This is a genomic window from Paenimyroides viscosum (genome assembly GCF_003858535.1).
GTDB lineage: Bacteria > Bacteroidota > Bacteroidia > Flavobacteriales > Flavobacteriaceae > Flavobacterium > Flavobacterium viscosum.
In genome coordinates this window covers 1-23,165 of record NZ_RQTJ01000031.1, presented here as the reverse complement: position 1 = coordinate 23,165, position 23,165 = coordinate 1, and the positions used below count along the sequence as shown (strand labels likewise).

Genomic DNA, 23,165 nt, shown 5'->3' with positions numbered 1-23,165 from the left:
ATGATAACATTTGGATTTATATTTCTTAGCATAGCTGTACTAATCTGTTCAGGATTAATGGTTGCTTATTCTAACGCAAATAAAATCTATCTTAACTTAGAGTCTAAGAAATTAGAGACAGACAATCATTATTTAAAAGTTGTTACCGAACAACCTCGTCTTTTTATTGGCGCTTTAAAAGTTGGAAACAGTATTTTTATAACCATATTAAGCCTGCTTTTTTTTAGCACGTTTTTAAATTCGTATGAATTAGATGATTTATGGAAAGTACTACTGTTTTTATTTTTACTGTATTTTATCTCTAAGTTTTTACCACAAACCTTCGTTAAACCATTTGCCAACGATATTATTCTAACAACAAAACCTTTAATACAAATTATATTAAAGTTGTTTGGATCTGTTGCTCAATTTTTTATTTCGATAAGTGAAAAATCTTTAGAACGAAAATACCCTTTCGCAAAAGATACCGAATTCAATCTTTTAAGTACAGGTGATTTAGGCACCTACATCTCTCAGCAAATCAAAGCAAGTAATCAGCTAGAACAGCTAGAAAACGAATTCGAGATTTTAAAGAACGCTTTGTCATTTCCTAAAGTAAAGGTAAAGGAGATTATGACACCCCGTAACGAATTTGAATTTGTAAACGAACTACATTCCATTGAAACAATTCGAAAAAAATTTGTGGACACCGGTTTTTCTAAAATATTAGTGATTAACGATACTAACGAACATTTTATTGGTTATTTACATACGTATGATTTACTACAACTACAACAACCAATAGAAAATTTTCTACGTCCGTTTGTATATGTTTATGACGATTTATTGATAAAAGATCTTTTAAACACGTTAACCCTTAGAAAAAAATCGATCGCCTTAGTAAAAAACACAGATAACGAAGTTATTGGTTTGGTTACCTTAGAAGATATTATTGAAGAGCTTTTTGGCGAAATTACCGATGAGCATGATGATACTTTAGTTGCAAAACAGATTTCGGATAATGAATATATTTTTTCTGCGAGTTTGGATATAGACGATTTAAAAGAAAAGTTCCATGTAGTCATTCCAGAATCAGAACATTATCATTCTTTAGGTGGTTTTATCTTTCATCATTTAAAACGTCAACCTAAAACTAAGGAAACGGTTACTATAAAATCGTTTAAAATAAAAATTTTAGCAGCCACAAACACCCGAATTAAAACGGTTGCGCTAACTAAATTAAATTAATGCATCAAAAAAGATGCATTTTTTTTTATTCTCTTTTTTTATTTAACAGATAATTGTATTTTCGCTCATGAAAAAATTACACATTCATTAAAATGGCAGTTTTACAAAAAATTAGAGAGAGATCAGGATTACTAATCGGAGTAATCGGATTTTGTATACTAGCATTCGTTGCTGGAGATTTATTAAGCGGTGGCTTAGATTTTAACTCACGCGATGTTGGCGAAGTAAATGGCGTTTCAATATCTGCAATAGATTACAGTAACAAAATTCAAAATTTAGAACAAAGTGGTCGCGGTAAAGGCGCACAACTTCACAACCAAGTTTGGCAAAATGAAGTGCGTACTATTTTATTCAACGAACAGTTAGACAAAGCAGGTTTACGATTAGGAAAAGATCAATTGATTAATGTACTTAAAACCGACCCAAGCTTTGCACAAAACCCACAGTTTTTAAACGACGCTGGTAAGTTCGACATTAACAAATTCAACACGTTTTTAGCTCAAATGAAAGCGCAAGGACCACAACAATGGAATGCTTGGCTTGAATACGAAAAACAATTAGAAACAGTTGCAAAAGAGCAAATGTACCTTAATATGATTAAAGGTGCTATTGTAACAACTACTGCCGAAGCTAAAATGGTTTACAAAAACGAAGCTACTAAAGTATCTTTTGATTATGTAACTATTCCTTATGCTACAATTAACGACGAGCAAGTAAAAGTTACAGACGATGAAATTACAGCGTATGTTAAAAAACACGCTACACAATTTAAAACAACTCCGTCACGCAAGGTAGAATATGTTTTCATTGCAAATAAACCTTCTGCAGAAGACGAAACACAAACTAAACAAATTATAGATGATTTGTTGAAACCATCTGTAGTTTTCAACCAAACAACAGGTAAAAACGATACTATTTCAGGTTTTTCAAAAGCTACAGATATTAAAGCATTTGTAAACCAAAATTCTGATGTTCCTTTTGATTCAACTTACTACGCAAAAGAACAATTACCAACAGAACATGCAGAAAAAATATTTACTGCTCCAGTTGGATCTATTTACGGTCCGTACGTATTTAACGATTATTATGCCGTTTCTAAAATTGTTGCAAAGAAAAATACTGCAGAAACAGTTGATGCTTCTCATATTTTAATTGCTTACAAAGGTGCAGACAGAGCAGATGCAACTGTGAACTTAACAAAAGAAGAAGCAAAAGCAAAAGCCGATGCTTTGTTAAAGCAAGCACAAGGTGGTGCAGACTTTGCTAAATTAGCAACAGAAAACACAAATGATTCTGGTTCTAAAGAAAATGGCGGTAAATACCCAAACATCAACAAAGGGCAAATGGTTCCGTCTTTTGATCAATACATCTTTAATAATCCAGTTGGAAAATTAGGTATCGTAGAGTCAGACTTTGGTTACCATGTATTAAAAGTTGACAAAGTAAACGAAAAAGAAGGTGTTCAATTGGCAACTATCGCTAAAAAAATTGAATCATCTACTAAAACAGAAGACATGCTTTATGCACAAGCTACTAAGTTTTTAGAAAGCGTTGAAAATAATAGTAAAGACTTCGCAAAACAAGCTACTGCTTTAGGTTTAGTATCTTTTCCAGCAACTAAAATTGATCCGTTCGCAGACCAATTAACAGGTATAGAAGGTACACATGCCGAGGCAATTCGTTGGGCATCTAACAAAAAAACAAGTATTGGCGATGTTAAGAAATTTGATTCTGCAGACGGATATTTAGTAATGACATTGGTGAATGTTAATGATTCTGAAATTATGGATGCAGAGGAGGCTCGCTCAACAGTGGAACCAATTTTAATCAACGAAAAAAAGGCGGCAACTATTCGCAAGCAAATGGCAGGTAACACTTTAGAAGAAGTTTCTAAAAACGCTAAAGCAGGAATTGTAAACGCAATCGATGTTACAGGTGCTAACCCATTGGTAAACGGTTTCCAAGAACCTTTAGTTGTGGGTGTGGCATTAGGTAAAAAACCAAATGAAACGTCTAAATTAATCGACGGTCGTAATGGTGTTTACATGGTTAAAACTAAAAACATCACCAAAGCTGTAGATTTGCCAAACTATCTAACTTACAAACAAAAAGTAGGTACAAACAATAGACAAATGGCTCAAAACATGGTTTTCAGTGCAATGTATCAAAATGCAAAAATCGAAGACAACCGTGCTAAGGTTTTACAATAAACCAAACATAAATGTATTTAAAGTCCGTTCTTTTGAACGGACTTTTTTTTATGCTTTTATTTCTTATTTTTGCACATACAAATTAAAAATAAAATGAAAGCATACGTATTTCCAGGTCAAGGTGCTCAATTCGTAGGAATGGGTAAAGATTTATATGAAACATCAGCAATTGCCAAAGAACTATTCGATAAAGCCAACGAAATCTTAGGTTTCAACATTACCGAAATCATGTTTAACGGTACCGATGAAGAATTAAAACAGACCAAAGTAACACAGCCTGCGGTATTTTTACACTCGGTAATTTTGGCTAAAACCTTAACCAATTTTAATCCTGAAATGGTTGCTGGACATTCGTTAGGAGAATTTTCTGCTTTAGTTGCCAACGGAACACTTTCTTTTGAAGATGCTTTGCAATTAGTATCAAAACGCGCAATGGCTATGCAGAAAGCATGTGAAATTACACCATCTACTATGGCAGCCGTTTTAAATTTAAACGATAAAACTGTGGAAGATATTTGTGCATCAATTGATGGTGTGGTAGTAGCTGCAAATTACAACTGTCCGGGACAATTGGTTATTTCGGGCGAAACAAAAGCAGTTGAATTGGCTTGCGAAAAAATGAAAGAAGCCGGTGCAAAACGTGCATTGATTTTACCTGTTGGTGGAGCTTTCCACTCACCTATGATGGAACCTGCTCGCGAAGAATTGGCTGCTGCTATCGAAGCAACCACCTTCACTACGCCTATTTGCCCGGTATATCAAAACGTAACAGCAAGCGCCGTTTCTGATCCTGCTGAAATTAAAAAGAACTTAATCACGCAATTAACTGCTCCCGTTCGTTGGACACAGTCAGTTCAGCAGATGATTGCCGACGGAGCTACATCGTTTACCGAAGTAGGTCCTGGTAAAGTTTTAATGGGCTTGATCAATAAAATTAACAAAGACGCAGAAACGATAAAAGCTTAAATTTAAAACGACTTCAAAAACAGAAGTCGTTTTTTTATATCTTTAAAGAAAAATAATTATGAAGTTTTTAAGTTTAATATTTCTGATTTTACTCATTGGTTGTGAACCTAAAGAAGATAAACCAGAATTAGATTTTGTGAAGATTGATATTTTTTCAGGACAACACCATATTCCATCATCAATTACAATCGATTTTAAAAGCAAATCACTCTCATTTAGTGATTTAACTCAAATGACTATTATTCCTGAAGATTGTGCTTGTGCTTTTGAAATCCTAAAACCATCTGTCGACTTTGAATATATCAAATTAAATGAAACAGAATTTAAAGAAATAAAAGTAATACTTGGCAAGAACTTTATATCTGACATTCAAAAATTAAATACAGAATATTTAAAAGATAGATCTAATTATTTGTATGATGAAGGAAAAAGATTTAGAATAAGCTTTGCTAAAGATTCTACTAAATTTGCTACAGAAGATTTCTTAATTTTAGACCCTCATAATGAGCTTAAGATATATGAAATTATGAAATTAATAAAAAAACATACAAAATCAACCAATAATAAAAAGTATATAGAGCACTTTTCTTAAGAAGTTGAATAGAAAAAACTATGATCCCAAAATTACGAACTGTAACAGTTACCCGATATATTACCCCTTTACGAGAAGGTGGTTCATTACCCGCTTTGGCAGAAGCGTGCGACGATTTTAAATATGTGATAAAATTTCGCGGTGCAGGTCACGGTGTTAAAGCGTTGATTTCAGAATTATTGGGCGGAATAATCGCACAATATTTAGGATTACCCGTACCCGAACTGGTTTTTATTGAATTAGATGAAGCTTTTGGGCAAACCGAAGGAGATGAGGAAATTCAAGATTTGTTGAAATTCAGTAAAGGATTGAATTTAGGATTACATTACCTTTCAGGTGCCGTAACTTATGATGTTGCTACAAACGATTGTGATGAACTGCTAGCATCAAAAATTGTGTGGTTAGACAGTTTTATTACCAATGTAGATCGTACATTCCGCAATACTAATCTATTAATTTGGCATAAAGAATTGTGGTTAATTGATCATGGTGCGTCGTTTTACTTTCATCACAATTGGGAAAACTGGGAAAAAACATCTGTTACTCCGTTCCCTTTGATTAAAGATCATGCGTTGATTGAAAAAGCCACGAAATTAGACGAAGTGCATCGAGAATTTACTTCAAAACTAAACGATGACGTGTTGCGTGAAATGGTAAATATTATTCCTGATGCATTTTTAAATTGGGAAGAAGGTCCATCGAATGAGGAGATTCGCGACGTGTATTTCAAATTTTTGTCGAACCGATTGGCACATGCCGATGTTTTTCTAAAAGCCGCTCAAGATGCAAGATAAAGTAGTTTACGAATACGCAGTTATTCGAGTGGTTCCAAAAGTAGAACGCGAAGAATTCATCAATGTCGGGTTGATTTTATTCAGCAAACGCAAACGTTTTATCCGTTTTGAATACCAAATTCCCGAAGAAAAAATCCGAGCTTTTTGTAAAGAATTCGACTTGGATCAATTGAAAGAAAATTTAGAATCGTTTGCTAAAATTGTTTCCGGCAGTAAAAATAGCGGTCCGATTGCACAAATGGAAGCTGATGAGAAATTCCGTTGGATTACCGCTGTGAAAAGTTCAAGTATTCAATCATCAAGACCGCATCCTGGTTTTTCAACCGATTTAAACGCTACATTTGAAAAGTTGTATGAGGAGTTGGTGAGATGATAATTAGTCAAGTTGAAAATTAGATCATTTGAAAATGAAATATATAATCTATTCAGTTCTATTTATTACACTTCTTTCTTGTAATAAAAAGGAAGAAAACAATCCTATACAAAAAATTGAAAAGGTATATATTGATGATCTGTTGGTTTATGAAGTGATTAATGCCGTTTTACAAATGCCAGAAATTACCGAAGACAAACCAGAATATATGTTGAATACAGCATTTAGTTTAGATTTTATTTTAGAAGAGCAACGAAAAGATTTTTATAATAGAGTAAAAGAATATTTTGGCGACTCAGACACTTTGTCAATTAATAGTCAAATAGAACTTTCTAAAATCAGTTATTATAAGGAAGGAAAAATCAATAATGCCCAATTAATAGATTATGATTTGACTGTTATTAAAAATAGAAATGAATTGGATAGTTTAAATGAAACCATAAAAAAATACTTTCCAAATGTTTCAATAAGCTATCCAATTTTTAATAAACAAAGAAATGTAGCTCATATGTCTTATAGCGATGATGGTTCCGTAAAATATTTTTTTATAAAAAAAACAGATGGTAAATGGGAAATCATTACTACCTACAGTGAAACTATCGTTTGTTATTAAAGCAAGTAATCATTAGTACAAAATCAATAGCGTCCTAAACGTTTAAAAGAAATTTCAAAAAAAGAGGGTTAAATTTTGTATCTCAAATTATCTTTGAGTTGCACAACAAAAACTTACCCTCTTATGGCAAATATAACGCTGTTTTCTCAAATAATTTCAAAACTGGATCGCTCAAAATTCAATAAAATTGTATCGAAAAAAGAAACAGACAAACACAACAAAGGATTCAGTAGTTGGAATCATTTAGTTTCGATGCTTTTCTGTCAATTTGCCAAGAGTCAGTCTGTTCGGGATAAAAGTAACGGACTTCGTTCGGCTACGGGTAACTTAAACCATCTTGGTATTAACAAAGCACCGTCAAAGTCTTCTATTAGTTATCAAAATAAAAATCGTTCACACGAACTCTTTAAAGAATATTATTTTGAATTGCTCCAAAGTTTAGGACAGCATCCTAGATTTAAGCAAGTGAAATTCAGAATAAAATCAAAGATTTTTTTATTGGATTCAACTACAATCAGTTTATGTTTAAACTTGTTTGATTGGGCAAAATACAAGAGAGCCAAAGGAGCTGTTAAAATGCACACATTGCTTGATTTTGATGGTAATTTGCCTGCTTACATCAACATTACCAACGGTAAAACGGCCGATAATAAAGGCGCTTATGATATTCCTCTTTTGAAAGGAAGCGTAATTGTTGCTGACCGATTTTACAATGACTTTTCTCTTTTAAACGTTTGGGACAGCAACCAGGTGTTTTTTGTAATCAGACACAAAGAGAATTTGCAATTTGCCACATTAAAAGACAATGAGTTACCCGATAACCGTCATCAACACATTCTCAAAGATGAGTTGATTGAATTGAAAAATGAACCTTCAAAAAATAAATACCCGAAGAAATTAAGGCGTGTAGCAGTGTGGGATGAGGAAAACCATCAAGTTATAGAACTTCTCACAAATCAGTTTCACTGGTCTTCTAACACTATAGCAGAGTTATACAAAAGCAGATGGCAAGTAGAAATATTTTTCAGAGACATCAAGCAGTTGCTTCACATAAAATCATTTATAGGAACATCAGAAAATGCGGTAATGATTCAAATCTGGACAACTTTAATTACCATACTTATCCTAAAAGCATTAAAAGCTCAATCAAAATTTGATTGGTATTTATCCAATTTAGTAGCTTTTATACGATTGAATCTCTTTGTTAAGATTGACTTGCAAAAATGGCTAGACAAACCATTTGAAGAATACATAGAACCTCCTCCCGAAAATATACAGGGGGTTCTATTTTAAAAATGACCATTTCAAGGTGTAAACTCAATGAAATGGTCGGTTTTTACATGTCGTAATTTTATTTAGGACAGGATTGGTACAAAATTAATGAGATGCTGAAATCGAAGATTCAACGCAGTTAATCAAGTTCAGCATCCATACCACACCAACTTAAACATAATCTTTGTCACCCTGAACTCGTTTCAGGGTCGCACATTAAAATTTTATAAGATTATGAAATCTGAGATTCAACGCAGTTAATCAAGCTCGGCTTTACAAAAAAGAAAATTCTCACATCTCAATTCTAATATCTCAAATCTAAAATAAAACCCTATCTTTGCCCCTATACAAGGAATCAAGTGCAATTCTTGAACTGTCGCGCAACTGTAATGATTCAAAATCAAAGTCAGGTCATTGTATAAAAATTAATCACAAATGCTTTCGCGATTGAAGCTATGGTTTGATTTGTATTTTTACACCTCACTCCTACTTCTGTTGCGATTTTTTATTTAAAATCATGACATTCGAAGAACAAATCCAACAAAAAATCGATCTTAAAACCAAACCTTTAGGTGCTTTGGGGTATTTAGAACAACTGGCGTTTAAAATTGCTAAAATTCAAAACACATTAACTCCACAATTAAAATATCCTACCCAAATTGTATTTGCTGCCGATCACGGTTTGGCTCAAGACGGTGTAAGTGCGTATCCGCCAGAAGTTACCTTTCAAATGGTACTGAATTTCTTACAAGGTGGTGCAGCAATCAACGTATTTTGCAAACAAAACAACATCGCTATTAAAATTGTAGATGCTGGAGTTAATTTCGATTTCGAAGATCATCCAGAATTAATCAAAGCCAAAGCAGGTTACGGAACCAAAAGTGCCTTACGCGAAAAAGCCATGACCAAAGAGCAATTGGATTTTTGTTTTGCCGAAAGTGCCAAAATGGTCAATCTAGCTTTTGAAAAAGGTTCCAACATCATCGGTTTTGGCGAAATGGGCATTGGCAATACCTCATCGGCCTCATTAATTATGGCGTCGCTTCTTCAAAAACCGATTGAAGAATGTATTGGTCGCGGTACCGGTATGAACAACGAACAATTGCAACACAAAACCAACATTTTAAAACAAGTGATGGATTTTCATGGAACCATTACCGATCCTTTGGAAATTATGCAAACCTTTGGTGGTTTTGAAGTAGCACAAATGTGTGGAGCTATGTTACAAGCGCACAAAAACAATATGTTGATTATGGTAGACGGATTTATTGCTACTGCTGCATTTGCTGTTGCAAAGGCAATCGAACCAACAATTATTGATCGCGCCATTTTCTGTCATGTTTCGGATGAAAGCGGACATCGTGCCTTTTTAGAATCTATGAATCAAAAAGCTTTGTTGGACTTGAACTTACGCGTTGGCGAAGGAACAGGTTGCGCTATTGCCTACCCGATTATACAAAGTGCTGTAAACTTTTTAAATGAAATGGCGAGCTTTGAATCGGCTGGTGTTTCTAACAAATAAGCCATGATCAAAAAAGAAATCACCTATTTTTTAACGGCATTAATGTTTTTCACACGCATTCCTATTCCGTTTCGGTTAGATTATTCATCGGAAATCATGAACCAATCGCAAAAGTATTACCCTTTGGTAGGTTGGGTAGTTGGCGGAATCAACGCTTTGGTATTTTACCTTCTACATTTCGTTTTGCCAATGGATATTTGTTTGGTATTGATGATGATCAGTAGCGTTTTACTTACCGGTGCATTTCACGAAGATGGATTTACCGATGTTTGCGATAGTTTTGGCGGAGGATACGGAAAAGAAAAAATCCTAACGATTATGAAGGATAGTCGGATTGGTGCTTACGGAGTAGTAGGAATTATATTGTTGTTCTTACTAAAGTATCTAAGCATGAAACATTTGGCTGAAACTTCAATCCTTGATTTTTTAGTCGTTTTATTAATCGCACATAGTAGCAGTCGTTATTTATCAGGTTTAATGATTCATACCCATCAATACGTAACGGATATCGATCAAAGCAAATCGAAACCTATTGCAAATAAAGCACTTCCTAAGAAAACATTGTTTGTAGGATTAGTATTTACTTTATTGCCTTTTCTTTGGTTTCAAAACGCGTGGATGTTATTGATATTGCCATTTGCCTATTTAGGAAAAGCGTATTTGGGTTGGTATTTCAACAAACACATTGGCGGATACACAGGCGATTGTTTAGGAACCGTTCAGCAAGTTACCGAAGTGTTGGTTTATTTAGGATTTATTATTTTATGGAAGTTTATATAATTCGACACACAAAAGTAGCAGTTGAAAAAGGAATTTGCTACGGACAAACCGATGTTGCTTTGGCTGATTCTTTTCAGGAGGAATTAGCTGTTTTAAAAAATCACTTACCAAATGATTTTGATCAAGTGTTCAGCAGTCCGTTATCAAGATGTAAAACATTAGCAGAGCCCTTTTCTTCGGAAATTATTTTTGATGATCGATTAAAAGAAATGCACTTTGGTGATTGGGAAATGAAAACTTGGAACGACATTCCTACAGATGAAATTCAACCTTGGTACGATGATTTTGTGTCGGTTTCTACACCAAACGGAGAAAATTTTGAAGGATTATACCATCGATGTACTTCGTTTTTAGAGGAATTAAGAGCTAAAGATTACAAAAAAGTTTTGATTGTAACCCACGGAGGAATCATTCGTTGCACTTGGGCGTATTTATTAGAAATTCCGTTACGCAATGCGTTTAAAATTCCTGTCGGATTTGGAGAGGTTTTTCATTTCCATTTAGCTAAAAGTAGCGATGAAGATTATATCATTCAAAAGAAATAAGCAAAAAATCCTCCAAATGGAGGATTTTTCTGTTTTATTCTACTCGGAAAGACACTTTACAAATAACGCCGTAAGTGGTAATTTTCCCATCGTTTACGTGACATTTCATATCTTTCACATAAACAGAATCAATATTTCTTACTGATTTAGATGCTTCCGCAACCGCTTGTTTTACTGCATCGTCAAAACTTACTTCTGAATGTGCAATTACTTCAATTACTTTTACAATTCCCATGAACAATTAATTTTAAATTTCTTAAATATAATAAAATCAATACAAATAATCAAAAAAATGCTTATTAAATAAAAAAAACTCTGATAAATAATCTTATCAGAGTTTTAAGTATTAAGAATTCGTTTCTATAATTCTTCTACTATTTCTGCCTCAGGCGCATTGTTCATTACAGATTGCACTCCGTTTTGACAGCCTGCCAATGACTCATACATCTGACTTGAGCCGATGATTTGTCCGTTGGTAGCTTTTAGATTAAAATAGTGTTTGCCGTTTTTAGATTCTAAAACATCAAATTTACTTTCGTCTTGGCTATTTTTCTTAACCGATTCAATACCGTTCATGCACGCAGCTTTGGTGGTATATCCTTCGCTTGATAAAATAATTTGCCCGTTAGTTGCTTTTAAATTAAATTGAAACTCTTCGTTTTTTCTTTTAGATACTTCAAATTTTCCCATAAATACAATAAATTTTTTTCCAATTTAAGAAAAATAATACAACCTGCAAAAATTCTTAAACAAAATTTAAAATAGTGGTTGTAATAAAATCAATCTGATCTTTTTCTAATTCGGTGTGCATAGGCAAGGCAATTACTTCGGCACATAATTTATTGGTTATTGGAAAATCGGCATCGTTGTAACGTACATCGGCATACGCTTTTTGAACGTGTAACGGAATTGGGTAATAAATAGCGCACGGTATTCCTTTTTCTTGCAAATGCGCCAATAACGCATCACGTTTGCCATTGGTAATTCGCATTACATATTGATGAAACACGTGATCGTCTCCTTCAAAATCAAATGCAGGCGTAATAATATTTTCATTCACAGAAAAAGCATCGTTATAAGCCTTTGCAGCTTTTCTACGCGCTTGTCCGTAAGTATCTAATTTTGGTAATTTAGCATTTAAAACCACTGCCTGAATACTATCTAAACGTGAATTTACTCCCACCACATCATGATGATAACGCTCGTACATTCCGTGGTTTACAATACCTCTTAAAGTATGTGCCAATGCATCATCGTTCGTAAAAATAGCTCCACCATCGCCGTAACATCCTAAATTTTTAGAAGGAAAAAACGAAGTCGCTCCCACATGACCAATAGTACCAACTTTTGTTTTAGTACCATTTGCTGATGTATAATTCGCTCCTATTGCCTGTGCATTATCTTCAATAACGAATAAATTATGTTCTTTAGCCAAATCCATAATCGCATCCATATTGGCTGCACGACCAAATAAATGTACCGGAACAATGGCTTTGGTTTTTGCTGTAATGGCTTTTTTAATGGCATTGATAGAAATATTCATGGTATCTTCTTCCACATCAACCAAAACCGGAGTTAATCCTAACAACGCAACTACTTCAACAGTTGCTGCAAAGGTAAAATCGGCAGTAATTACCTCATCTCCCGGTTTTAAACCCAAGCCCATCATGGCAATTTGCAAGGCATCGGTTCCGTTGGCACAAGGAATTACGTGTTTAACACCCAAATACTGCTCTAAACTTTTTTGAAATTCATGGACTTTTGGTCCGTTAATATAGGTTGTTGTATCCAACACTTCCTGAATACCAGCGTTGATTTCTTCTTTTATATGTTCGTATTGACTTTTTAAGTCAACCATTTGTAGTTTTTTCATTGTTGAAAATTTGATACGCAAAGGTAAAAAAACCACTTGAATTTATTTTAATAAATGAAAATACTTAGCCGTTTAAAACAACATTTTTTAAAGCTTCTAACGCTTTGGGATATATGTTTTTAAAAAAATCTAAATATTCGTCGATTACATCAATATCAACCGTAACTTTTGTACTGCCTTTATTCTCTATAAACGTATAATTTTCATGACCTCCCGCCCATTTTTCAACTAGCTCACCTGTTGTTACTTCGGTATCGCCGTGAACAAAACCATAATGACGAACAGATACAAAAACTGCCGGATTATTTTCTTCTACCTGAGAAATCATTCCTGACTTCTCCCCTTTTTCATCGGTACCAATAAAATAAATCTTGTCGCCTTTGTTCCAGCTTCCCTCATAAGTTGATGTTGGATTAAAAACCGAAGCCCAACTTTCGTAAGTGCTTTTATCGTTCAAACCAAGCATTGCTTCATAAACTTGTTGTGCAGGTGCTGGAATATCAATTGTAAACTGTAATTTTTCCATAATACTATTTTTAAACGTTAAACTTACGTAAGTGATGATCTAAATGTTTGTAATACATGGTATTCCATTCTTCGGAAGTCATTTTTCCGAACGAAAAATTTTCTTTTCCTTCAAAATGTGTCGATCCTAATTGTTGTGCTTTATTAATGTTTGCTATCAAGATGCTTTTTTCAAGCTCAAAATCACGCTCATTGGCAATTACGAATGCGGGTGCAGTTCGCTCGTTTTGTTTGTAAGGTTTTGGACTTGTAACAATCTTCTTCACGAAATTTTTAAAAATCAGTTTCATGAAGAAATTCGGCTTTTTAAATTTTTCAGTTTCAAACGTGTACGCATACGGTACATTACTATGCGCAAGCATTTGGGCAACATCCATTGTTCCCCATTGGCGCTGGGTTGTAGGCTGTAAATTGTTGATTCTGTTAATTACTTCATTCGTAACATCAACAGTAAAAATGTTCTTAATCATTGTTTTATTTTTATATCAAATGTAATAAATTACCATCTTTAAATTCTTTTCATAAGACAATTTATAAGGTTATTTGTATTTTTACAGCAATAATAAATTTTCATGGGTTTTCTTTATCAGTTAGGCATAAATTTAGCGGCACTTTTGCTGCCTGTTTCCCGATTTTTCAGTCCGAAAATGAAATTGTTTGTCGATGGCAGAAAGCAATCGTTTGCTGTTTTAGAAAATCAGATTGATAAAAATCAAGAGTACATTTGGTTTCATGTGGCATCGTTAGGCGAATACGAACAAGGTTTGCCGGTGATGGAAGAAATCAAAGCACAATATCCCGAATACAAATTATTACTGACATTTTTTTCTCCGTCGGGATTCGAAATCAGAAAGAACAATAAAATTGCCGATATTACAATTTACCTTCCGTTAGATACAAAGCAAAATGTTAAGCGATTTTTAGATATTGTTCAGCCTAAAATGGTATTCTTTATAAAGTATGAATTTTGGCCGAATTATCTGTACGAACTTAAAAACAGAAACATACCTACTTACTTAATTTCAGGAATTTTCCGAAAAAATCAATTGTTCTTTAAGTGGTACGGCGGTTTTTACAGAAAAGCATTGCAAAGTTTCGATCACTTTTTTGTTCAGAACGATGCATCTGCTCAACTACTTAAGTCAATAGACTTTAATAACTCAACTGTAAATGGCGATACTCGTTTTGACCGTGTTGCACAAATTGTTGAACGCGCCCAACCTCTAGATTTTATTGCTGATTTTAAAAACAACACCACAACAATTGTTATTGGCAGTTCGTGGGTCGATGATGAAGCTATTTATCTGCCATACTTAAATAACAGTGAAAACGTAAAACTTATTATTGCGCCACATAATATTAAGGAAGAAGAAATTACCCGATTGATCTCAAAAATTGATAAGAAAACGGTTCGATTCACTAATTACAAAACAGAAGAATTGAAAAATGCCGATGTTTTTATTATTGACACTATTGGTATTTTAACGCAGATTTACGCCTATGCTGACATTGGTTATGTTGGCGGTGCTTTTAAAACCGGATTGCACAATATTTTAGAACCTGCAACTTACGGCACACCTGTGGTTATTGGTCCGAAGTATTCAAAATTTCAAGAAGCAAAAGATTTGGTCGCATTAGGAAGTTGTTTGGTTGTGCATAATACAGAAGAATTATCCATCACTTTTAACCGATTAATTACCGATGCTGATTACCGAAATGAGTTAGGTATAAAAAATCTGGAATTTGTTTTAAAAAATAAAAATGCTACTAAAGTTATTATGGATTTTATTGAAAGAAATATTTAATATTTTCTACGGTTTACATAAAAATTGATAATATAAAAAAGCGATGAAACAATGGGTACAAAGAAAAATGCAGCAACCCATACCGCTTTTGATATTGAAGTTTCCCTTTGATTTTTAATTAAAAGCACACATGCCCAAACAAACGGAATAACCATTGCAATCGGAATAATTTGCCAGAAGAAAAGTACAAAACTAAAATCGTTTACTAGTTTTTCCATAATTTTAAGTTTATTTTCAAAGATATGATAAAATTTGAACTCTTAAAAACCGAAACCATTCCAGCTGTTGTAAACCTAATGGTTGATTTTTATGCAATTGATGGCTATCCTATCAATAAAGAAATCACAACAAATCTATTTTTTGAATTTGTAAATAAACCCGAAGCCGGTAAATGTTTTATAATTAAATACAATAACGAAATTTGTGGTTATACAATTTTGGTTCAATTCTTTAGTTTTGAAATGAGTGGAAATGTGCTGTTGTTAGACGAGTTGTATATCGACAGTAATTTCCAAGGAAAAGGAATCGGCAAAAAAGCAATGGAATTTATCAAGCAATTCGCACAAGAAAACAATTATAAAAAAATTGTTCTTGAGGTTGAACCGCACAATCAACGCGCCATTCAGTTATACGAAAAAGAACAATTTAAAAAACACAAACGTAATTTAATGATTTTTCCTTAAATGCTTATCAAATACAAACAAAAGTAAAAATCCTACGAAATAACAAAGCATATCCCACCACGAAAACGATGTCCCTATAACAATCCGTGCCCATTTATATTCTTGCAAACCTAAAATTTCAATCAATTTAAAATACTGTCCCATTTCAACTGCAAAAGAAAAAAGCAAGGTAAAAATAGCAATGTAAATTGGCTTTATTATTTTAAACGATCTTATAAAATAATACACGAACCAAACGACAATTACATTGCCTAAAAACGGACGTATAAGTTGGTCACGTACATATAACGCAATAAGTACTTCAATTACAAAAAGCACTAACATTACGGCAAAAAAGCCTTTGTGGAATCTTAAAAACTTCATAAATACCCGTTTGGTTGCATCAAACATAAGAAAATAAGGTATATAATTCGTATATTGGCGATTCAATTTTTCACTATTTTAACAATTCAAAAAAATGAAAAAACTACTAAGAGCCTTAGTACTATTTGTTTCATTTCCAATTTTTGCCCAACAAGGCGGCATGTGGGTTCCTTCTTTATTAAAAGGAATGAACGAAAAGGAAATGAAAAGCCTTGGAATGAAAATGTCGGTTGCCGATATTTATGATGTTAACACCTCTAGCTTAAAAGATGCGGTTCCGCAATTTAACGGCGGCTGTACCGCAGAAGTGATCTCATCAAAAGGCTTATTGCTTACAAACCACCACTGTGGTTACGGTGAAATTCAATCGCATTCAACGGTAGAACACGATTATTTACAAGACGGTTTTTGGGCAATGTCTTTAGAAGAAGAATTACCAAATCCGGACTTAGAAGTTACTTTTATTGTAAGTATTCATGATGTAACCAAAGAAATTCTTAATGGTGTTGATGCAATAACAAACGAGGCTGAGAAAAAAACAGCTGTTCAAAAAAACATCAATGATTTACAAAAATCATACAAGCGCGAAGATTGGCAAAGTGTTATGATTCGTACCTTTTTTGAAGGCAATCAATATATGTTGTTTGTAACCGAATCTTTTGAAGACATTCGTTTGGTTGGTGCACCGCCATCATCAATCGGAAAATTTGGATCAGACACCGATAACTGGGTTTGGCCACGCCATACAGGTGATTTCTCTCTGTTTAGAATTTATGCCGATAAAAACAACCGTCCTGCAAAATACTCAAAAGACAATGTACCTTACACTCCTAAACACTTTTTACCAGTTTCGATTAACGGCGTAGAGCAGAACGATTTTACAATGGTTTACGGATATCCGGGTAGAACACAAGAATATTTACCGTCTTTTGCTGTGGAACAAATTGTGAACGATTTAAATCCAGCAAAAATTGAAATTCGTGACAAAGCATTGAAAGTTGCCGATGGATTTATGCGTCAAGATCAAGCAATTAAAATTCAGTATGCTTCAAAATTTGCAAGTATCGCAAATTATTGGAAAAAATGGATTGGAGAAAGTCAAGGTCTTAAAAAATCAAATGCGGTTGGTATTAAAAAATCGTTTGAGCAAGAGTTTTTAGATCGAGCTAAAAAGCAAAATAAAATGAGCGAATACGGTAATTTATTACCACAGTTCGAAAAAATCTATAAAGACATTACTCCTTATGCCTTGGCGCGCGATTATTTTCAGGAAATTGTTTTAAGAAATAACGAATTACTTTCGGTTGGTTTCCGTTTGTATCAATTAGAAAATGCTTTCAACAAAAGCGGCGAGCAAGCATTTAACGATCGTAAAGAGAATTTAATTAAAGGTTTAGAAGCCCTTTATAAAGATTATAATAAAGATGTTGATCACGGAATTTTTAACGAAACTGTGAAATTGTACGGAACAAAAGCACCTGCAAACCTTACACCTGCATTAATTAAAGATAAAGACTATATTGCGTTAGGTAATGATATTTACAGCAAATCGGCATTAACTTCTTACGATAAATTAAAAAAGTTAATGAACGGCAAGGCTGCAGATGTGGTTAAAAACATGCAAAAAGACCCAGGTTATGTATTGGCTAAAAGTTTAGCTGCAAATTATTTTGATAATGTTGCACCAAGCTATGATAAAATGGCGTTGGAATTAGAAAGTTTACAGCGTACTTATATGAAAGCACAATTAGAATTATTCCCAGATGCTCGTATTTTCCCAGATGCAAACTCAACCTTACGTGTTACTTATGGAAAAGTAAACGGCTACCAACCTAGCGATGCTGTTACTTACAATCATGTTACTTATTTAGACGGAGTAATTGAAAAATATGTACCGGGTGATTATGAGTTTGATGTACCACAAAAACTGATTGATTTGTATAACACCAAAGATTTTGGACCGTATGCAGATAAAAACGGAAAATTACCCGTAAACTTTATTGCTACAAACCATACAACTGGCGGAAATTCTGGTTCACCGGCAATCGATGCACACGGTAATTTAATTGGTTTAAATTTTGACCGTGTTTGGGAAGGAACAATGAGCGATATTCATTACGATCCGGCTATTTGTAGAAACATTATGGTAGATGCACGCTATATTTTGTTCGTTATTGATAAATACGCGGGTGCAAAACACCTGATTGATGAAATGAAAATAGTAAAACCTAAAGAAACAAAGAAAGCAAAGCGCTAAATAACAGCTTTTTACCTATCCCAAATATTTTATAAAAAAAAATCCAAAAAAATATTGTGGTATTAAAAAATTCATATCTTTGTAGAGAATTAATAATTAACTTTTATAATTAAAAAAATGAAAAAATTAGCATTATCATTAGTATTAGTAGCTTCTGTTGCATTCGTATCTTGTAAAGATACAGCTAAAGAAACTACAACTGAAGAAACTACAGTTGAAACTACAACTACTGAAGTAGAAACTCCAGCTGTTGAAGAAGCTCCAGTTGTTACTGAAGAAACTACTACTACAACTGAAACTACTGAAGCTCCAGCTACAGAAGCTGCTCCAGTTCAGTAATTTCTAGTTAGATAGAAAACTAATTAAGCCTTGCATAGCAAGGCTTTTTTATTAGTTTAAATTCTGATCATGAAGCCTGTCAAAAAAAACTATCTACAAAAGAGATTCTTTGTATATTGTATTTTGTTTAAAATAACAAGAACATAAACTTATAAAGATTATAGAATCCCCTTTCATAATCTATCTTTAAATAAATTCAATTAAAAAAAAGGATGTTTTAAAAATAAAACATCCCTTTTTTATTAGTTAACCGTTGTTGGGTTTAACGGTATTGCTAAATCTTGCTTAATAAATTCGCCACCAATCATTGGTATAAATAAGCGGTTGTATTTGTTGCCTTCTGTTTTAGAATGTAATACACCACGGGTTGTATGCATTGTAAACATTGCTAATTCTTGCAATAATCCTTTTGGTAAAATCAACTGCTCTCCTTTAACGAAGAACTCCCATCCTGCAGGTTCAAATTCAAATTCACAAGAAACAGCAACATCAATAACTTCTACTTTGTCTAATAAAAATTTGAACTTAGCAATGGTTTTTACAAACTTCTTGTCATTGTTAACTCCAAACTGAAAATCAAAATTTAAGTCTAAAGTTCCGTTTTCAGTGTCAACTTCATTTACTTTAAATTCTTCTGTTGTAATATTAATTAATCTGAAATTAATATTTACCGGTTGTTCACTCATATTATTTATTTGATATTAATTATTTAATTCTTTTAATTGTTCAAGATAAGAACGGTCGTTAGATAAACGCGGAATTTTATTTTGTCCGCCTAATTTATCTTTTTTACTTAGCCACAAATGAAAAAGATTGGGCTTGGCAACATTTAAAACCAATTGATTTAAAGTCATATTGTTATAACGTTTGGCTTCATAATCAGAATTTATTGCCTGGATGTTCTCATCTAATCTTTTAACAAATGAAGTTAAATCGTCTGGATTTTTTTTAAATTCAATCATCCATTCGTGTGCACCTTTTTCTTTATCCTTCATAAAAACGGGTGCTACGGTGTATTCAATTACATCTAATTTAAATTCTTCTGCTGTTTTTGCTAATGCTTTATCGGTATTTTCAATCATTAATTCTTCGCCAAAAACATTAATATAGTGTTTTGTACGACCAGTAATTTTAATACGATAAGGGTTTAGCGAGGTAAAACGAACGGTATCACCTATTAAGTAACGCCATAAACCCGCATTAGTTGTAATAACTACCGCGTAACTTTTATTCATTTCAACACCCGCTAAAGATACTATTTTTTGGTTAGATGTTGCAAAAGTATCCATTGGAATAAATTCATAAAAAATACCATAATCTAACATTAACAGCATATCATCTGCATCGTTTCTGTCTTGAATGGCGAAAAACCCTTCAGATGCATTATAATTCTCGTAAAAACGAAAGCTATCTTTAGGAAACATTTTTTTGTATTGTTCGCGGTAAGGTTCAAAACTAATTCCTCCGTGAAAATATACTTCGGCGTTTGGCCAAAGTTCTAATAAATTGTTTTTATCGGTATCCTGCAAAACATTATTCAGCAACACCAATAACCAAGAAGGAACGCCTAGCAAACTGGTAACATTTTCGTTTTTCGTTTCTTTAACAATAGCCTGCATTTTTTCATTCCATTCATTCATTAAAGAAATTTTATTGCTTGGGGTTGATCCTAATTCTGCCCACAAAGGTAAATTATCGATCAATATTGCAGACAAATCGCCAAAAATGGTATTGTTATCTTCATATAATTGTTTGCTTCCACCTAATCTTAGACTTTTGCCTGTAAAAAGCTGCGATTCTTCGTTATTGTTCAAATACAAACACAACATGTCTTTACCTGCTTTGTAATGACAGTTTTCTAAAGCATCTGCACTTACAGGAATAAATTTACTCTTAGCATTTGTTGTACCACTAGATTTGGCAAAATATTTAATAGGTTCGGGCCAATAAATGTTGTTTTCACCTTTTCGGCTACGTTCAATTAGCGTCTCTACATCTTCATAAGCTGCAACTGAGACTCTCTCAGCAAATTGTTCATAAGTGAAAATGGAAGAGAAATCATACTTTTTCCCTATTTCAGTATATTTTGCACGTTGAATTAAATTCATAAGTAATTCATTCTGTACATCGTGCGGATATTTTATAAACAATTCAATCTGGTGAATTCTCTTTTTTAATATCCAAGAAACAATCGAGTTAATAATTGATAATGCCATGCTTTTTTAATTGTGCTAAAACTCAAAATGTTTATATTACTTTGTATTTTTACAATTCATTCAAAAATATAAAAAATCTGATGCAATACGAAGGAGTTTTAAATAAAATGTACACCGAATACTTAAATCCTATACAATATTACCTTGTTTTTGAACAAGCTTTTATTCACATGAATCAGGTAATTAACAAACAGATTGAAATACAGCACATTGGATATGTATGTTTAAATTGCAAAAAAGAGAAGAAAATTTTTAGACAAGGATTTTGTTACGATTGTTTTATGAAAAGTGCAGTTGCCGGTGATTGGATTATGCGACCAGAATTAAGCACGGCTCATTTGGGTATTGAAGACAGAGATTTAATTTACGAACAAAAAGTACAATTACAGCCACATATCGTTTATTTAGCTGTTGCCAGCGATTTAAAAATAGGCGTTACAAGAAAAACACAAATGCCTACCCGATGGATTGACCAAGGTGCGTCTTATGCCATTGCTGTAACCGAAGTTCCTAATAGATATTTAGCCGGAATTACCGAAGTAGCTTTAAAAAGCCATTATACCGATAAAACCAATTGGCGTAAAATGTTACAAAACCAAATTTTACCGGTTGATTTAAACGAAGCAATAAAACAAACAGCTACATTTTTACCAGCAGAAATTCAACCTTATTTTGAACAAACCAACCATGAAATCTTTTCATTTAATTATCCGGTTGAAAAGTACCCGGTGAGCTGTACCAGTTTAAATTTAGATAAAACACCCAACTTTAGTGGCAGGTTAATGGGAATTAAAGGACAATACCTTATTTTTGAAAACGGAACCGTTTTTAACATTCGAAGTTATGAAGGTTACAAAGTAAACATAAATATATTGTAACAGAGTTATTTATAAGTAAAAATCCAAATAAGTAGGGTTCTTATTTAAAATTAAAATTTAATAAAACCGCGAGATACTTTCAAAAAAAAATCAAAACATTTTTTTATTTTAAAAAGATATTGTAGTTTTGCACCACTGAAAAATCAAGTAATTGTAACAACAGCATTGCATTACTTCATTATAAAGTAACCATTATATTTAGGTTAAACGAAATATAATAAAGACTCGATAGCTCAGTTGGTAGAGCACAACACTTTTAATGTTGGGGTCCTGGGTTCGAGCCCCAGTCGGGTCACGATTAAAAATTAGGAGAGGTGCCGGAGTGGTAACGGAGCAGATTGCTAATCTGTCGACGGGTGACTGTCGCCAGGGTTCGAGTCCCTGTCTCTCCGCTTTTTTTTTCGGGGTGTAGCGTAGCCCGGTTATCGCGCCTGCTTTGGGAGCAGGAGGCCGCAGGTTCGAATCCTGCCACCCCGACAAATTAAACCTTGTGTTTAGGTTCGGCCCAATAGCTCAGCTGGATAGAGCAACTGCCTTCTAAGCAGTAGGTCTCAGGTTCGAATCCTGATTGGGTCACAAGTAAAAAATAATTAGTCACAATATTGACTCGATAGCTCAGTTGGTAGAGCACAACACTTTTAATGTTGGGGTCCTGGGTTCGAGCCCCAGTCGGGTCACAAAAACGGAACAATTCTAAATAGATTTGTTCCGTTTTTTAATTTCTGCATTTAATATTACCTTATCTTCAAAACAATTTACTGGTAATTATCCTCCTATTATTTATTGCAATAAAACTATCTATAAATAAAATTTTCCTCAACAATAGTTGATTAAACACTTAGTCTAAAAATAACATGGAGTATTATACAATTTACAAAACTTAGTAAAAAAGAAAGAAACAACCAAAAGAAAGAAAACAAAAAAAGCAACCCATCAGGATTGCTTTTGTGACCTCGACTGGATTCAAACCAGTAACCTCTTGAGCCGTAATCAAGTGCGCTATTCAGTTGCGCCACGAGGCCTTTTGTAATTTGTGACGATGGCAGGATTCAAACCTGCAACCTCTTGAGCCGTAATCAAGTGCGCTATTCAGTTGCGCCACATCGCCGTGTTAATTTTTATAACGGTGCAAATATAGTGGTTCTTTAATACACAAACAAAACATTTTTGTCCTTTTTTTGAATAAAAAACAAATGCGTTTTATAAGTCATTTATTTTTAACACCTTGTGTTTCTTAAAAATTAAGTTTGCTTGTTTTTAAAATCTAACACCCATAGTGCATTATTAAACGAGATTAATTTTTAGGTTGTTAATATTTCTGTCGAATACAAA

The 23,165-nt window shown here is 33.4% G+C and carries 25 protein-coding genes, 7 tRNA genes and 1 riboswitch; of the genes, 21 read left to right on the top strand and 11 right to left on the bottom strand.

The features are described from left to right. The 11 genes from EG242_RS11925 (at position 1) to cobC (ending at position 10,894) form a co-directional block, all read left to right on the top strand. Positions 1 to 1,227 (top strand): hemolysin family protein, encoded by a 1,227-nt coding sequence (locus EG242_RS11925; protein ID WP_124900092.1) that lies wholly within the window; start codon positions 1 to 3, stop codon positions 1,225 to 1,227. Positions 1,228 to 1,319: 92 nt separating this feature from the next. After that, the gene (locus tag EG242_RS11920; RefSeq protein ID WP_124900091.1) at positions 1,320 to 3,437 is read left to right on the top strand and encodes a peptidylprolyl isomerase; all 2,118 of its coding nucleotides are present in this window, start codon (positions 1,320 to 1,322) and stop codon (positions 3,435 to 3,437) included. 93 nt (positions 3,438 to 3,530) lie between these two features. Further along, positions 3,531 to 4,403, top strand: coding sequence for an ACP S-malonyltransferase (fabD, locus tag EG242_RS11915; RefSeq protein WP_124900090.1), 873 nt, complete (start codon positions 3,531 to 3,533; stop codon positions 4,401 to 4,403). 58 nt (positions 4,404 to 4,461) lie between these two features. After that, the gene (locus EG242_RS11910) at positions 4,462 to 4,995 is read left to right on the top strand and encodes a hypothetical protein (RefSeq protein WP_124900089.1); all 534 of its coding nucleotides are present in this window, start codon (positions 4,462 to 4,464) and stop codon (positions 4,993 to 4,995) included. A gap of 20 nt (positions 4,996 to 5,015) precedes the next feature. Beyond that, positions 5,016 to 5,789 carry a HipA family kinase gene (locus tag EG242_RS11905; RefSeq protein WP_124900088.1) on the top strand — a complete coding sequence of 258 codons (774 nt, stop codon included), beginning with the start codon at positions 5,016 to 5,018 and terminating at the stop codon, positions 5,787 to 5,789. Further along, complete coding sequence (locus EG242_RS11900; RefSeq protein ID WP_124900087.1) at positions 5,779 to 6,162, top strand: DUF3037 domain-containing protein; 384 nt, start codon at positions 5,779 to 5,781, stop codon at positions 6,160 to 6,162. Before EG242_RS11905 ends, EG242_RS11900 begins: the two co-directional genes overlap by 11 nt. Before the next feature lie 34 nt (positions 6,163 to 6,196). Further along, positions 6,197 to 6,775, top strand: coding sequence for a hypothetical protein (locus EG242_RS11895; RefSeq protein ID WP_124900086.1), 579 nt, complete (start codon positions 6,197 to 6,199; stop codon positions 6,773 to 6,775). Positions 6,776 to 6,898: 123 nt separating this feature from the next. Further along, positions 6,899 to 8,068 carry an IS4 family transposase gene (locus EG242_RS11890; RefSeq protein ID WP_124900085.1) on the top strand — a complete coding sequence of 390 codons (1,170 nt, stop codon included), beginning with the start codon at positions 6,899 to 6,901 and terminating at the stop codon, positions 8,066 to 8,068. Between the two features lie 302 nt (positions 8,069 to 8,370). Then, a riboswitch (adenosylcobalamin (AdoCbl) riboswitch) is annotated at positions 8,371 to 8,514 on the top strand. Between the two features lie 50 nt (positions 8,515 to 8,564). Continuing rightward, on the top strand, positions 8,565 to 9,569 hold the full coding sequence (gene cobT / locus EG242_RS11885; protein WP_124900084.1) for a nicotinate-nucleotide--dimethylbenzimidazole phosphoribosyltransferase: 1,005 nt from the start codon (positions 8,565 to 8,567) through the stop codon (positions 9,567 to 9,569). 3 nt (positions 9,570 to 9,572) lie between these two features. Next, positions 9,573 to 10,349 (top strand): adenosylcobinamide-GDP ribazoletransferase, encoded by a 777-nt coding sequence (locus EG242_RS11880; protein ID WP_124900083.1) that lies wholly within the window; start codon positions 9,573 to 9,575, stop codon positions 10,347 to 10,349. After that, positions 10,334 to 10,894: an alpha-ribazole phosphatase gene (gene cobC, locus EG242_RS11875; protein WP_124900082.1), complete on the top strand. Its 561-nt coding sequence runs from the start codon at positions 10,334 to 10,336 to the stop codon at positions 10,892 to 10,894. Before EG242_RS11880 ends, cobC begins: the two co-directional genes overlap by 16 nt. 34 nt (positions 10,895 to 10,928) lie before the next feature. Here the strand turns inward: cobC and EG242_RS11870 are convergent, their stop codons facing one another. From EG242_RS11870 to EG242_RS11850, 5 genes are all read right to left on the bottom strand, one after another. Further along, positions 10,929 to 11,129, bottom strand: coding sequence for a dodecin family protein (locus tag EG242_RS11870; protein WP_124900081.1), 201 nt, complete (start codon positions 11,127 to 11,129; stop codon positions 10,929 to 10,931). A 125-nt stretch (positions 11,130 to 11,254) separates the two neighbouring features. Continuing rightward, positions 11,255 to 11,584: a YegP family protein gene (locus EG242_RS11865; protein ID WP_124900080.1), complete on the bottom strand. Its 330-nt coding sequence runs from the start codon at positions 11,582 to 11,584 to the stop codon at positions 11,255 to 11,257. A gap of 55 nt (positions 11,585 to 11,639) precedes the next feature. Further along, positions 11,640 to 12,767 (bottom strand): DegT/DnrJ/EryC1/StrS family aminotransferase, encoded by a 1,128-nt coding sequence (locus EG242_RS11860; protein WP_124900079.1) that lies wholly within the window; start codon positions 12,765 to 12,767, stop codon positions 11,640 to 11,642. 64 nt (positions 12,768 to 12,831) lie between these two features. Next, positions 12,832 to 13,293, bottom strand: coding sequence for an SRPBCC family protein (locus tag EG242_RS11855; protein ID WP_124900078.1), 462 nt, complete (start codon positions 13,291 to 13,293; stop codon positions 12,832 to 12,834). A 10-nt stretch (positions 13,294 to 13,303) separates the two neighbouring features. Next, a complete protein-coding gene (locus tag EG242_RS11850) occupies positions 13,304 to 13,762 on the bottom strand; it encodes a DUF1569 domain-containing protein (RefSeq protein WP_317124949.1) in 459 nt (152 codons plus the stop codon). Between the two features lie 102 nt (positions 13,763 to 13,864). Here EG242_RS11850 and EG242_RS11845 point away from each other — a divergent pair, with 102 nt between their 5' ends. Beyond that, complete coding sequence (locus EG242_RS11845) at positions 13,865 to 15,097, top strand: 3-deoxy-D-manno-octulosonic acid transferase (RefSeq protein ID WP_124900077.1); 1,233 nt, start codon at positions 13,865 to 13,867, stop codon at positions 15,095 to 15,097. Here the strand turns inward: EG242_RS11845 and EG242_RS11840 are convergent. Further along, positions 15,094 to 15,315 (bottom strand): PLDc N-terminal domain-containing protein, encoded by a 222-nt coding sequence (locus tag EG242_RS11840; RefSeq protein ID WP_124900076.1) that lies wholly within the window; start codon positions 15,313 to 15,315, stop codon positions 15,094 to 15,096. The genes EG242_RS11845 and EG242_RS11840 overlap by 4 nt on opposite strands. Positions 15,316 to 15,339: 24 nt before the next feature. Between EG242_RS11840 and EG242_RS11835 the strand changes: the two genes are divergently transcribed. Next, positions 15,340 to 15,780: a GNAT family N-acetyltransferase gene (locus tag EG242_RS11835; RefSeq protein WP_124900075.1), complete on the top strand. Its 441-nt coding sequence runs from the start codon at positions 15,340 to 15,342 to the stop codon at positions 15,778 to 15,780. Here EG242_RS11835 and EG242_RS11830 read toward each other — a convergent pair. Beyond that, a complete protein-coding gene (locus EG242_RS11830; RefSeq protein ID WP_124900074.1) occupies positions 15,763 to 16,143 on the bottom strand; it encodes a ribosomal maturation YjgA family protein in 381 nt (126 codons plus the stop codon). The genes EG242_RS11835 and EG242_RS11830 overlap by 18 nt on opposite strands. Before the next feature lie 94 nt (positions 16,144 to 16,237). Here EG242_RS11830 and EG242_RS11825 point away from each other — a divergent pair, with 94 nt between their 5' ends. Next, positions 16,238 to 18,400 (top strand): S46 family peptidase, encoded by a 2,163-nt coding sequence (locus EG242_RS11825; RefSeq protein WP_124900073.1) that lies wholly within the window; start codon positions 16,238 to 16,240, stop codon positions 18,398 to 18,400. Between the two features lie 117 nt (positions 18,401 to 18,517). Continuing rightward, positions 18,518 to 18,739, top strand: a complete 222-nt coding sequence (locus EG242_RS11820) for a hypothetical protein (protein WP_124900072.1) — start codon at positions 18,518 to 18,520, stop codon at positions 18,737 to 18,739. Between the two features lie 242 nt (positions 18,740 to 18,981). On the opposite strand, the gene EG242_RS11815 is transcribed toward EG242_RS11820, so the two are convergent. Then, positions 18,982 to 19,425, bottom strand: coding sequence for a hypothetical protein (locus tag EG242_RS11815; protein ID WP_124900071.1), 444 nt, complete (start codon positions 19,423 to 19,425; stop codon positions 18,982 to 18,984). A gap of 15 nt (positions 19,426 to 19,440) precedes the next feature. Then, positions 19,441 to 20,955, bottom strand: a complete 1,515-nt coding sequence (locus EG242_RS11810; RefSeq protein WP_124900070.1) for a GH3 auxin-responsive promoter family protein — start codon at positions 20,953 to 20,955, stop codon at positions 19,441 to 19,443. A gap of 80 nt (positions 20,956 to 21,035) precedes the next feature. Between EG242_RS11810 and EG242_RS11805 the strand changes: the two genes are divergently transcribed. From EG242_RS11805 to EG242_RS11780, 6 genes are all read left to right on the top strand, one after another. Further along, positions 21,036 to 21,833, top strand: a complete 798-nt coding sequence (locus tag EG242_RS11805) for a DUF2797 domain-containing protein (protein ID WP_124900069.1) — start codon at positions 21,036 to 21,038, stop codon at positions 21,831 to 21,833. Between the two features lie 222 nt (positions 21,834 to 22,055). Next, positions 22,056 to 22,128 (top strand) — tRNA-Lys (locus EG242_RS11800). Positions 22,129 to 22,141: 13 nt separating this feature from the next. Next, positions 22,142 to 22,225: transfer RNA gene (locus tag EG242_RS11795), tRNA-Ser, on the top strand. A gap of 10 nt (positions 22,226 to 22,235) precedes the next feature. Further along, positions 22,236 to 22,310, top strand: a tRNA-Pro gene (locus EG242_RS11790). 25 nt (positions 22,311 to 22,335) lie between these two features. Continuing rightward, positions 22,336 to 22,409, top strand: a tRNA-Arg gene (locus EG242_RS11785). A gap of 28 nt (positions 22,410 to 22,437) precedes the next feature. Continuing rightward, positions 22,438 to 22,510: transfer RNA gene (locus EG242_RS11780), tRNA-Lys, on the top strand. 271 nt (positions 22,511 to 22,781) lie between these two features. Here the strand turns inward: EG242_RS11780 and EG242_RS11775 are convergent. Both EG242_RS11775 and EG242_RS11770 read right to left on the bottom strand, forming a co-directional pair. Further along, positions 22,782 to 22,855: transfer RNA gene (locus tag EG242_RS11775), tRNA-Arg, on the bottom strand. Between the two features lie 12 nt (positions 22,856 to 22,867). Beyond that, a tRNA-Arg gene (locus tag EG242_RS11770) sits at positions 22,868 to 22,941 on the bottom strand. Between the last annotated feature and the right edge of the window lie 224 nt (positions 22,942 to 23,165).